Source organism: Betaproteobacteria bacterium (genome assembly GCA_016791345.1).
Lineage (GTDB): Bacteria > Pseudomonadota > Gammaproteobacteria > Burkholderiales > JAEUMW01 > JAEUMW01.
The window spans coordinates 1-10776 of the sequence record JAEUMW010000290.1 but is presented as its reverse complement, the minus strand read 5'-3'; the positions used below and the strand labels follow the sequence as shown (position 1 = coordinate 10776).

Annotated in this window: 14 protein-coding genes; 9 read left to right on the top strand and 5 right to left on the bottom strand. The window is 65.4% G+C overall.

The genetic code is table 11. The features are described from left to right. Both JNK68_11620 and JNK68_11615 read left to right on the top strand, forming a co-directional pair. A partial coding sequence (locus JNK68_11620; protein MBL8541003.1) for an EamA family transporter occupies positions 1-351 on the top strand: 351 nt, incomplete at its 5' end. A 9-nt stretch (positions 352-360) separates the two neighbouring features. Next, a complete protein-coding gene (locus JNK68_11615) occupies positions 361-591 on the top strand; it encodes a DUF2007 domain-containing protein (protein ID MBL8541002.1) in 231 nt (76 codons plus the stop codon). A gap of 254 nt (positions 592-845) precedes the next feature. Here JNK68_11615 and JNK68_11610 read toward each other — a convergent pair whose 3' ends face one another. Then, entirely contained in the window at positions 846-1151 is a 306-nt protein-coding gene (locus tag JNK68_11610) for a twin-arginine translocation signal domain-containing protein (protein MBL8541001.1), read from the bottom strand. 13 nt (positions 1152-1164) lie between these two features. After that, entirely contained in the window at positions 1165-1416 is a 252-nt protein-coding gene (locus tag JNK68_11605) for a hypothetical protein (protein ID MBL8541000.1), read from the bottom strand. A gap of 332 nt (positions 1417-1748) precedes the next feature. Between JNK68_11605 and JNK68_11600 the strand changes: the two genes are divergently transcribed. Next, entirely contained in the window at positions 1749-2354 is a 606-nt protein-coding gene (locus JNK68_11600) for a glutathione S-transferase family protein (protein MBL8540999.1), read from the top strand. A gap of 229 nt (positions 2355-2583) precedes the next feature. Here the strand turns inward: JNK68_11600 and JNK68_11595 are convergent, their stop codons facing one another. Continuing rightward, positions 2584-3390, bottom strand: a complete 807-nt coding sequence (locus JNK68_11595; protein ID MBL8540998.1) for an outer membrane protein assembly factor BamD — start codon at positions 3388-3390, stop codon at positions 2584-2586. Between JNK68_11595 and rluD the strand changes: the two genes are divergently transcribed. From rluD to JNK68_11580, 3 genes are read left to right on the top strand one after another with little or no spacing between them, the layout of a single operon-like run. Beyond that, the gene (gene rluD, locus JNK68_11590) at positions 3389-4393 is read left to right on the top strand and encodes a 23S rRNA pseudouridine(1911/1915/1917) synthase RluD (protein MBL8540997.1); all 1005 of its coding nucleotides are present in this window, start codon (positions 3389-3391) and stop codon (positions 4391-4393) included. The two genes, JNK68_11595 and rluD, sit on opposite strands and share 2 nt — an antisense overlap. Continuing rightward, positions 4380-5150, top strand: coding sequence for a peptidoglycan editing factor PgeF (pgeF, locus tag JNK68_11585; protein MBL8540996.1), 771 nt, complete (start codon positions 4380-4382; stop codon positions 5148-5150). The genes rluD and pgeF overlap by 14 nt, the downstream gene beginning before the upstream one ends. A 27-nt stretch (positions 5151-5177) precedes the next feature. Further along, entirely contained in the window at positions 5178-5948 is a 771-nt protein-coding gene (locus JNK68_11580) for a ZIP family metal transporter (GenBank protein ID MBL8540995.1), read from the top strand. Here JNK68_11580 and JNK68_11575 read toward each other — a convergent pair. After that, positions 5942-6166: a hypothetical protein gene (locus tag JNK68_11575; protein ID MBL8540994.1), complete on the bottom strand. Its 225-nt coding sequence runs from the start codon at positions 6164-6166 to the stop codon at positions 5942-5944. The genes JNK68_11580 and JNK68_11575 overlap by 7 nt on opposite strands. A 106-nt stretch (positions 6167-6272) precedes the next feature. Between JNK68_11575 and phaC the strand changes: the two genes are divergently transcribed. Beyond that, a complete protein-coding gene (phaC, locus tag JNK68_11570) occupies positions 6273-8027 on the top strand; it encodes a class I poly(R)-hydroxyalkanoic acid synthase (protein ID MBL8540993.1) in 1755 nt (584 codons plus the stop codon). A gap of 109 nt (positions 8028-8136) precedes the next feature. Here phaC and JNK68_11565 read toward each other — a convergent pair whose 3' ends face one another. Further along, positions 8137-8739: a phasin family protein gene (locus JNK68_11565; GenBank protein MBL8540992.1), complete on the bottom strand. Its 603-nt coding sequence runs from the start codon at positions 8737-8739 to the stop codon at positions 8137-8139. Positions 8740-8891: 152 nt separating this feature from the next. Here JNK68_11565 and phaR point away from each other — a divergent pair, with 152 nt between their 5' ends. Both phaR and rimO read left to right on the top strand, forming a co-directional pair. Next, the gene (phaR, locus tag JNK68_11560; GenBank protein MBL8540991.1) at positions 8892-9482 is read left to right on the top strand and encodes a polyhydroxyalkanoate synthesis repressor PhaR; all 591 of its coding nucleotides are present in this window, start codon (positions 8892-8894) and stop codon (positions 9480-9482) included. A gap of 47 nt (positions 9483-9529) precedes the next feature. Next, the coding region (gene rimO / locus JNK68_11555; protein MBL8540990.1) for a 30S ribosomal protein S12 methylthiotransferase RimO at positions 9530-10776 on the top strand (1247 nt) is incomplete at its 3' end.

The following is a 10776-nucleotide window of genomic DNA, read 5'->3' as shown; positions in this document are numbered from 1 at the left end:
GCAGTGGCGCTGCTGCTGACACCGCCGATCCTGCAGGACTGGCTGACCAACGCCGGGCGCGTCGTGCTGATGGCGCCGCTCCTGCGCGGCCGCGGTGCGTCGGTGCGACAGGCATGGCAGCAGCATCGCGCCGACGTGATCGCGGTCGCGGTGCTCTGCCCCCTCGCGTACATTCTCGTGCTGACGGCAATGCAACTCACGCTCGTGAGCTACGTCGCGCCGGCGCGGGAGGTGAGCATCCTCATCGCCGCGTTCCTCGGCGCGCGGCTCCTGTCGGAAGGCGATGCGCGCCGCCGCACCATCGCGGCGCTGTTCATGACCGCCGGCGTGGTGGCGCTGGCTTTCGCATAGGCCGAACGCATGAACGCACCGCTCACGGAAATCTACCGGCCTGCAGACCTGCAGGAAGTCCTGATCATCAAGATGCTGCTGGAGCGGGAAGGGGTGGACTACGTGATCACGAACGAACACCTGGCGAGCGTACTGCCGGTGTTCGGTTCAGTTGGCGTCGCGGGCATGCGTCTTTTGGTGGCGCCGGAGCGCGCCGCGGAGATCGCCGCCCTGCTGCGTGAGGAACTGGGGCTCGGGTAGCCAGGGCCTGTTCGCACTACATCGTACGATGCGTTGCAAGCGGAAAAGGGTGATGAGCGAGGCGCGAAACGAAGGCGGGCAGGTCGCCCTTTTGATGACGGCGCTCGCCTGCGCCAGTCCCGCCATTCTCACCGCCGCGTGGACGCCGACGCTCCGAACGGTGAAAGCTTCCGCGTCAGACCACCTCTTGATTAATCGCAGCAAGAACCTTCGACGGCCTGAACGGTACTGAGCGCACGCGCGCGCCGCATGCATCATAGACAGCATTCGCTATCGTCGACGGCACGATGGCAGCGGTAGGTTCCCCGGCGCCCCAAGGCTATCTGCATGAGCGCCGTGTACAGACCCGTGCCGAGGTCCACCTTCCCCGAGTAAACCGTCACCGTACCGGTCCCGTCAATCGCGACGAACCCGTCGACTTGGTCAAGTGCTACTGTCTTTGCCTTGACAGCGGCAGGCGCCGCCGCGGCTTCGGCCCCCGGATTGCCCGCGGCGAAGGTGACAACAAGCGCGCCCGAAGTTTTCAGGAACTCGCGGCGGGAAATCTGCGCGTTGAACATGATCCGTCCCTCCTCACGCCATGGTCTCGGACGCACGCTTCACCGCGCGCACGATCCGCACGTGGGTTCCGCACCGACAAAGGTTTTCGGCGAGCCATTGCCGGATCTCGTCTTCGGTCGGCCGCTTGCGCGAGTCGAGCAGCGCCTTCGCCTGCATGATCATGCCATTGATGCAATAGCCACACTGCACCGCCTGCTCCTCGATGAAGGCCTGCTGCAGCGGATGCGGTTTCTCCGGCGTGCCCAGCCCCTCGAGGGTGAGCACCTTGTGGCCGGCAACGGAGGCAACTGTGTGTTGGCAGGAACCCGGACGACTTTGAACTACCTGAGGCGCCGTCCGACGCTATTTGCGCTTTTCGGCCGCGGCCGTGGCGGCCCGCGTACTGCAAATACGGGGAACCCTTGGCGTTCTGAAACTCGGCCGTGCTATTCGCGCCCCGTAATTGACCAGTGATAGACCAAGCAGGCAATGCAGGAGGCGGAGGCCGTGAGGTCATCCCATATTCATACCCTGGTTCATCTGGTCAATGGCCGTACGGTCGGCGCCCGTAGATCCCGGAACGCGGGTCGATCCGGGTTGTGGTACGCTTTTCCTCAGTGACCAAGCCCAAGCTGATCTACTTCGACGCTCCCGTAAGTCGCGGCGAGGAGTGTCGTCTCGCCCTGCACCTCGCGCGCATCGACTTCGAGGACGTACGCATCGACTCGGCCGCTTGGCCCGCGATGAAGGAGCAGATGCCTTACGGTGGCCTGCCCGTCCTTGAATTGCCGGGATGTCCGCCGCTCGCGCACTCCAACGCCATCCTTGTGCTGATTGGCCGCCGCCACGGCCTCCACCCTGCCGACGACTTCGATGCGGCGCGCCACGAAGGGATGATGCAGCACGTGGAGGATCTTCGCGCCGTCGTTGCGCCGACGATCCGCATGGGGGACGCCGAGAAGAAGGCTGCGCGCGAAGCGATCGTGGCAGGTTTCCTGCCAGCCTGGGCAAGGTCGGCGGAGAAGAACATCCTGGGCGAGCCGTTCTTCGGTGGCGCAAAGCTCCACGTCGTGGACCTCAAGCTCCACATGGCGGTGCGCTGGTTCATCGGCGGCAAAGTCGATCACATTCCCGCCACGATCTTTGCCGGCTACCGCAAGCTCATGGGTGTGCACGACGCCGTTCGCGACCATGCCGGCGTCAAGTCCTGGTACGCGAAGTAAGCACCCTCCGCAGGGATTGCGCTCCTGCGCGGGGGACGTGGTCTAGAGTGTCCTGAGTCAGAAGTTCGTTGAGCAACGCCGATCATCGCCGCCATGCTTTGTCGCCGTGCTCGCTTGCTGCCTAGCCAAGCGCCGCGCGGCTCCGCACCTGGCAGCGTCCTCGGCATTCCTGCGCCGGATGCCCGTCGTCCGGATTCTTCATAGTTCAACGAACCTCTGACTCACGACCCTAGTTCGTGCTCCAGATCTGCCACCACTGCTTGTACGGATTGCTGCCGAGCTTGTACCGGGTATCGGGAAAGTTGCTCACGAGAACCCGTTCGGCATCATCCCGCAGATCGGTGAGACCCAGCTTGTCGTAGCTCATCGCCATGATGACGAGCGCTTCCTCGTTCGCCGGCGCGCGAGGATAGCGGGTAAGGGCGCTCTGGCCGCGGTTGGCAGCCGCCACGTATGCGCCGCGCTTGTAGTAGAAGCGGGCCACCGCCACTTCGTGCGAGGCGAGCGCATTGAGCAGGTAGTTCATGCGGGCAATCGCGTCGGGCGTGTACTTGCTGTTCGGATAGCGCAGCGCCAGGTCGCGGAAGGCGTCGTACGAATCCCGCAGCGCCTTCGGATCACGCTCGGTCATGTCCTGACCGCTCAAGCTGCCCATGAAGCCCAGGTCCTCGTTGAAGTTGGCGAGGCCCTTGAGATAGTACGCGTAGTCCACCGCTGCGTGGTTCGGATGCAGCTTGATGAAGCGGTCGCAGGCGGCGACCGCAGAGGCGGACTGCCGGTCCTTGTAATAGGCATACGCGACGTCGAGCTGCGACTGCTGCGCGTAGCGTCCGTACGGATAGCGCGACTCCAGCGTCTCGTAGAGCTTGATCGCCTTCTCGTAATTGCCGTCGGCGAGTTCGCTGCGCGCCTCGGAATAGATCTTCTGCGCCGACCAGCCCTTGGTCTCGTCGTATTTCTCCGGCAGCAGGCCGCAGCCGCTGACGAGCACGAGCGCTAGAAGAAGACTGCTGGCGAGGGCTAAACTGCGGGGCATGGAGGTCGACATACGGATGGGTCGGCAGGAATCCGGCGACGCGAATTATAGCCTAAGCAGCCGCCCCCTCGCGCTCACCGTCCCCACCGCATGCTCGGGACTCAGGGCTGATCAGGCGCTCGCCCAGCTGCTGCCCGATCACTCGCGCAACCGCCTGCAGGCCTGGATGCGGCGCGGGCGCATCACGCGCGACGGTGCGCCGCTCGCACCGCGCGACAAAGTGTGGGCCGGCGACCGCGTCGAGGTCGACTGCGAGCCTGACCCGGAGGTGCTCGCAACGCAGCCGGAGGACATTCCGCTGCACGTCGTCTTCGAGGATGCGGCGCTGCTCGTCGTCGACAAGCCCGCCGGGCTGGTCGTGCATCCGGGCAGCGGGAATCCGCGCGGCACGCTTCAGAACGCACTGCTTCGCCACGCGCCGGAGACGGCCAACGTGCCTCGTTCCGGCATCGTGCACCGCCTGGACAAGGACACAAGCGGCTTGCTCGTCGTGGCGAAGACGCTGCCGGCGCAGGTCGATCTCGTGCGTCAACTGCAGGCGCGCACCGTCAAGCGCGAGTATGTCGCCCTGGTGCATGGCGAGGTAGCCTGCGACGGCGACGTGGAAGCGCCCATCGGTCGCCATCCGGTGCACCGAACACGCATGGCCGTGGTCTCTGCCGGCAAGCCGGCGCGCACCCGCTACCACGTCCTGGAGCGCTTCGCCGGCGTGAGTCTGCTGCGCCTCGCGCTGGAGACCGGGCGCACGCACCAGATCCGCGTTCACATGCAGTCGATCGGCCATCCGCTCGTGGGCGATCCCGTGTACGGCCACCGGAGTGTGCCGGCCTCCTGCCCAAGCATCGTTGCGGCATTCGATCGACAGGCGCTGCACGCCGCAACGCTCGGTCTCGTACATCCGTCGACCGGCGCGGTCGTGCGCTGGACGGCGGCGCCGCCTGCGGACATGCAGCGGCTCATCGAAGCGCTGCGTGCGCACGCCTGCATGCATGCCGGTCGCTGAGTCTCCCTTGGTGCTGCTCGAACCCGACTGGCCGGTGCCGCCGCGTGTGCGCGCTCTCGTCACGACGCGCTCTGGCGGTGTCAGCAGCGGACCGTACGCATTGTTCAATCTCGGCGACCACGTCGGCGACGATCCCGCCGCCGTCGCGCACAACCGCGCGGTGCTGGCCGAGCACCTGCCGAGCGAGCCGCTCTGGCTGCGACAGGTCCACGGCGTCGCGGTCGCCGATTCCCGCCAGCACCGCGCAGGCTGCGCGGCGGATGCCGCGGTCACCCGCGATGCGGGTTCCGTGCTGGCCGTTCTCACGGCGGATTGCCTGCCCGTGTTCCTGGCCGACGACGCGGGCGAGGCGGTCGGCATCGCCCACGCCGGCTGGCGCGGCCTCGCCGCGGGGGTGGTCGAGCGCACCGTGGACGCCCTTAGAGTCGAGCCTGCGCGCGTGATCGCATGCCTCGGTCCTGCGATCGGCCCCGAAGCCTTCGAAGTCGGCGACGACGTACGCAACGCCTTTCTTCGCGACAACCCCGAGGCCGCCGCGGCCTTCATTCCGCGCAGCACCGGCAAGTGGCTCGCCGACCTGTACGCGCTTGCCCGCATGCGGCTCGCCCGTATCGGTGTCACCCGCGTGCATGGCGGCGGCCTCTGCACGTTCAGCGACGCCGCGCGCTTCTTCTCTCACCGCCGCAACGGCGTCACGGGACGCATGGCCTCGCTGATCTGGCTCGAGCACGATTCCTCCGATACGCGACGCGTATAATCGCGCCTTTTTTCGCGGCGTCCCGCCATGACGGTCCTGCAGTGGATCATCGGCGCCTGCCTCGCGGGCGGCGTGTTGAGTGTGCTGGCGGCCGGCGTCGTCGCGCTTTCGGCGCAGCCGCGCCACGTGCCGGTGCTGATCAGCTACGCGATCGGCGCGCTCCTCGGCGCGGTGTTCCTGAACCTCCTGCCGGAGGCGTTCGCGCGCGCTGATGGCGTGCCGATGGGCACCGTCGTGCTCGGCGGCGTGCTCGGGTTCTTCACGCTGGAAAAACTCGTCCTCTGGCGGCACTGCCACGAGGACACCTGCGAGAGCCACGGCAGCCCGGCCATCGAGCACGACCACGGGCGCAGCGGCCTCATGATCCTGATCGGCGACACCATCCACAACTTCGTCGACGGCATCCTGATCGCGGCCGCCTTCCTGGCCGACGTCCAGCTCGGCATCGTCACTGCGCTCGCGATGATCGCGCACGAGATCCCGCAGGAAGTCGGCGACTTCCTGGTGCTGCTGCACAGCGGCTACAGCCGCAGCCGGGCAGTCGCCTTCAACCTCCTTTCGAGCGTCGCGACCCTCGTGGGAGGCCTGCTCGCCTACGCCATGCTGCATCACGTCGAGCACCTGGTGCCGCCGCTGCTCGGCATCGCCGCAGCGAGCATGCTGTATATCGCGGTCGCGGATCTCATCCCGGGCCTGCACCGCCGACCCGAACTGCACGCCACGGTGCAGCAGCTGAGCCTCATCGCACTGGGTGTCGGCACCATCTGGATCGCCGGACGCCTCGTGCCGGGTCATTGATGGCTGCGGTCGCTTGCCGCATCGTCATCTGACGCGGCTCCCTGCCGGGCCTCCCGCCGCAATCGCCGGCTGCGCTTGCTGCCGCTGCGCACGAGGATGACGAGTCCCAGCGGCAGGACGCCCCACAGCACCAGCGTCGCGATTCCCGCTCCGATGGTTTGTTCGGTGAGCGCCATCAGGGTGACGATGTAGAGCCAGCCGATCGCAGCGATGTACATGAGCTGAAGTTCTCCCGGTGCGCGCTTGACACCCGATGAGGCGGCTTCCAGAATCCCCCGACCACCCCCGCCGGTCTGCCGGCCAACCCCCGCGGAGACGATTGCCATGGATGCGCGCACGGAGAATCCGCCCGAGAATTTCGAGCTCGTAAAGTCGATCACCGAGGCGAATCAGAAGCTGATCACGGAGTTCCTGAAGAAGTTCACGCCGGCTCAGCGCCTGGAGGCAAACGAGATGCTGCAGTCGCTCACCGCCGGCGTGATGCATGACGCCGACCAGCTGCAGCAGCTGAACAAGCGCTACGCAGAGATGTGGGGGCGGCTGTGGAGCAACATGCTGAAGCGCGCCACCGGACAGGAAGCGGAGCCGGTCGTGGTGCCGGAGAAAGGAGACCGCCGCTTCCAGGCCGCGGAGTGGAAGGAGATCCCGTATTTCGATTTCCTGCGGCAGTCCTACCTGCTCAACGCGCGCTGGCTCTCCGACCTGGCGGAGGCGGCCAAGCTCGAGCCGCACAGCAAGAAGAAGCTCAAGTTCTTCACGCGGCAGATCGTGGACGCGATGTGCCCGGCGAACTTCCCGGCGTCGAATCCGGAGGCGCTGAAACTCGCGATGGAGACGGGGGGCCAGAGCTTCGCGAAGGGTTACAGGAATCTCGTCGACGACCTCGAAAAGGGGCGCATCTCGATGGTCGACGAATCCGCCTTCGAAGTCGGCGAGAACCTCGCCAAGACACCCGGCTCGGTGATCTTCCAGAACGAGATCTTCCAGCTGATCCACTACCGCCCGACGACGGAGAAGGTGCGCGAGGTGCCTTTCCTGATCGTCCCGCCGTTCATCAACAAGTACTACATCCTCGATCTGCAGCCGGACAACTCGTTCGTGAAGTACGCGGTCGATCAGGGCTTCAACACGTTCCTCGTCTCGTGGCGGAACATTCCGGCGGAGCTCGGTTCGCTGTCCTGGGACGACTATCTCGAGCAGGCGGTGTTCAAGTCCCTGGAAGTCGTCCTCGACGTGACCCGCGCCGACAAGGCCAACATGCTCGGCTTCTGCGTCGGCGGCACGTTGCTGTCCTCGGCGCTCGCGGTGATGGCGGCGCGCGGCGACAAGCGCGTCAACACGCTGACGCTGCTCACGACGATGCTCGACTTCAGCGACGTCGGCGAGATCGGTGTCTACCTCGACGAAGCCTACGTGGAAAAGCGCGATGTCGATTTTGCCGAGGGCGGCGTCGTGCGCGGTTCGGAGCTCGCCAGCACGTTCGCCAGCCTGCGCGCGAACGAGCTCGTCTGGTCCTACGTGGTCAACAACTACCTCAAGGGCAAGACGCCGGAAGCCTTCGATCTGCTCTACTGGAACAGCGACGGGTCACATCTCCCCGGCAAGCTGTACGCCTGGTATGTGCGCAACATGTACTTCGAGAACAACCTGCGGGTGCCCAACAAGCTCACGGCGCTCGGCATACCGCTCAATCTGCGCAGCATCAAGGTTCCGACGTTCGCGCTGGCGGCGCGCGAGGACCACATCGTGCCGTGGCACTCCGCCTACATCAGCGCGCGGCTCCTCGGCAGCGAGGAGATCGAGTTCGTGCTGGCGGCCAGCGGGCACATCGCCGGCGTCATCAATCCCGCCTCGAAAAACCGCCGCAACTACTGGGTGGGCGAGGGCAAGCTGCCGGAGACTCACGAGGAGTGGCTCGCCAACGCGAAGCAGGTGCCGGGCAGCTGGTGGCCACGCTGGTCGGAATGGCTGGTCAAGCGCTCGGGCGGCGAGGTTGCCGCGCCGAAGAAGCTCGGCAATCGCACGTATACCGAGTTGGAACCCGCTCCCGGCAGCTACGTCAGAGTGCGCCAGGAGTAAGACGGCATCAGCTGAAGCGCCCTAACACAAAAGGCCCCTGCTCCCCGGGGCCTTTTGTCATCGAAGCTCTTGGCGCAGCGGCGTTCGCAGCCGCAGCGTCAACCGACTGCTACTTCTTCTTCACGGCCGCCTTCGCGGCTTCCGAGGTGGCTTGTGTCGCGGCGCGGATCGACGAATCGGCCATCTGCGTCACCTGTGTTGCCGCCTTGGTCATGCTCTCCATCGCATTCTGGGTGGCGGACATGGCCGTCTTGAAAGCGGCCACGGCGGCCTCCGAGCCCGCGCCCGGCGTTGCCTTCATGACCTTCTCGATGGCTTCCATGACCTCACCGCTGTGCGAGGTCATCGCCTGTTCCAGCAGGCGCGAAACCTCCGCCTGCGTCGCCGACGCCACCTCGTAGACGCTCTTGCAGTACGAGAGCATTTTCTCGACGCTCTGCTCTGCGAGCTTGGTCCGCAGGCTCATCAGCTGCTGCGGGTCCTTGGTATCCGCCAATGCCTTCGCGGTCTTGCTGTTCTCTTCGAACGAAGTGCGGGCGGCGTCGAGCTGCAGCTTCATCATGCGCTCGGCGCTGTCCATCGAGATCTGGGCAAACTTGATTGCTGTCTCGAGACCCCCCTTACCGAAGGCGGCGAAATCTTCCGGCTTTTCAAACATCTTCTCTCTCCTCACGTTGGTTACACCAGTTTCGACCGGTGCACTTTGCTGCATCGCACAAAGCGATTGTAGTCGCTTCCCTGCCCTTGTCAACTCAACATGCTGCAGCGCGTCATGTGTTGCGTTTAGCTTCTATCTCTCAGATGGTTATAATTATCGCATGAGCGCACTCCCAGCATGCCGCATCTTACCCGGAAAGGATTCCGATGGCTGAAGGAAGCGAAAAGGTTCGCCTCATCAAGAAATATCCCAACCGGCGACTCTACGACACGGCCACCAGCAGCTACATCACCCTCGCAGACGTCAAGCGCCTCGTACTCGACAACTCCGACTTCAAGGTGGTCGACGCCAAGTCCGGCGACGATCTCACGCGCAGCATCCTGCTGCAGATCATCATCGAGGAAGAGAGCGACGGCATCCCGATGTTCTCGAGCGACATGCTCTCGCAGATCATCCGCTTCTACGGCCATACCATGCAGGGCATGATGGGCAATTACCTGGAGAAGAACATCCAGACTTTCATGGACCTGCAGAATCGGCTGCAAGAGCAGTCGCGTGCCATCTACGGCGAGAACCCGATGCTCTCCCCGGATGCCTGGACGCAGTTCATGAAGCTGCAGGGCCCCACCATCCAGAGCCTCATGGGCAGCTACCTCGAACAGAGCGCGAGCATGTTTCTGGAGATGCAGCAACAATTGCAGCGCCAGACGCGCAACCTCTTCGGCAGCTTCTCGTTCCCCGGACTGAAGACCGGGGAAGCCGCCTCGGACGAGAGCCAGGGCGGCGGCAAGAGCTAGCGACCCCGGCCTGCCGGTCCGCCCGGCGCACCCCATCTGAACCACCGGTGACCGCTCCACCCAAGGTCGGTTTCGTCTCGCTCGGCTGCCCCAAGGCATTGGTCGACTCGGAGCGGATCCTCACGCAGCTGCGCGCCGAGGGCTACCTGATCTCGCCGACTTACGCGGATGCCGATCTGGTGGTCGTCAACACCTGCGGCTTCATCGACAGCGCGGTCGAGGAATCCCTCGATGCCATCGGCGAGGCGTTGACGGAGAACGGCCGCGTGATCGTCACCGGCTGTCTCGGCGCCCAGGGCAGCGTCGTGCGCGAAGTTCACCCCGCCGTGCTCGCCGTGACCGGCCCACACGCCGCAACCGAGGTGATGGAGGCCGTGCATGCGCACCTGCCGCAACCGCACGACCCCTTCACGAGCCTGATCCCGCCGCAGGGCGTCAAGCTCACGCCCAGGCACTATGCCTACGTCAAGATCGCCGAGGGCTGCAACCATCGCTGCACCTTCTGCATCATTCCCTCGATGCGCGGCGACCTGGTCAGCCGCCCGGTCGGCGAGGTCATGACCGAGGCCGAGACGCTCGTGGCCGCGGGTGTCAAGGAGCTGCTCGTGATCTCGCAGGACACGAGCGCCTACGGCGTCGACCTCAAGTACCGCACCGGCTTCTGGCACGGTCGGCCACTGCGCGCGGGCATCACGGAGCTTGCACGCGCCCTGGCGGGACTGCCGGCCTGGGTGCGCCTGCACTACGTGTACCCCTACCCGCACGTGGACGAGCTCATCCCGCTGATGGCCGAGGGAAATCTGCTTCCCTACCTCGACGTGCCGTTCCAGCATGCGAGCCCGCGCATCCTCAAGCTGATGAAGCGCCCGGCCAGTGCCGAGGACAACCTCGCCCGCATCCGCGCGTGGCGCGCCATCTGTCCGGAACTGGCGATCCGCAGCACCTTCATCGTCGGCTTCCCCGGCGAGACCGAGGCCGAGTTCGAGGCGTTGCTCGCGTTCCTGGAGGACGCGCAGCTCGACCGCGTCGGCTGTTTCGCCTATTCGCCGGTCGACGGCGCGCGCGCCAATGAATTGCCCGGACACGTGCCGGAAGAGGTCAAGGAAGAGCGGCGCGAGCGCTTCATGACGCTGCAGGAGAAGATCAGCGCCGAGCGGCTGCGCTCAAGGATCGGCAAGACGCTCGACGTGCTCGTCGACGAAGTGCACGGCACCAGGGCAATCGCGCGCTCGTTTGCCGACGCTCCCGAGATCGACGGCGTCGTGCACGTGTCGAAGGCGCGCGGCGTGGCGGT

Bases quoted from the DNA above. Each gene is read 5' to 3' on its own strand.
- JNK68_11615 (MBL8541002.1), top strand. From the start codon at position 361: ATGAACGCACCGCTCACGGAAATCTACCGGCCTGCAGACCTGCAGGAA.
- JNK68_11610 (MBL8541001.1), bottom strand. From the start codon at position 1,151: ATGTTCAACGCGCAGATTTCCCGCCGCGAGTTCCTGAAAACTTCGGGC.
- rluD (MBL8540997.1), top strand. From the start codon at position 3,389: ATGGAGGTCGACATACGGATGGGTCGGCAGGAATCCGGCGACGCGAAT.
- JNK68_11595 (MBL8540998.1), bottom strand. From the start codon at position 3,390: ATGCCCCGCAGTTTAGCCCTCGCCAGCAGTCTTCTTCTAGCGCTCGTG.
- pgeF (MBL8540996.1), top strand. From the start codon at position 4,380: ATGCCGGTCGCTGAGTCTCCCTTGGTGCTGCTCGAACCCGACTGGCCG.
- JNK68_11580 (MBL8540995.1), top strand. From the start codon at position 5,178: ATGACGGTCCTGCAGTGGATCATCGGCGCCTGCCTCGCGGGCGGCGTG.
- JNK68_11575 (MBL8540994.1), bottom strand. From the start codon at position 6,166: ATGTACATCGCTGCGATCGGCTGGCTCTACATCGTCACCCTGATGGCG.
- phaC (MBL8540993.1), top strand. From the start codon at position 6,273: ATGGATGCGCGCACGGAGAATCCGCCCGAGAATTTCGAGCTCGTAAAG.
- JNK68_11565 (MBL8540992.1), bottom strand. From the start codon at position 8,739: ATGCAGCAAAGTGCACCGGTCGAAACTGGTGTAACCAACGTGAGGAGA.
- phaR (MBL8540991.1), top strand. From the start codon at position 8,892: ATGGCTGAAGGAAGCGAAAAGGTTCGCCTCATCAAGAAATATCCCAAC.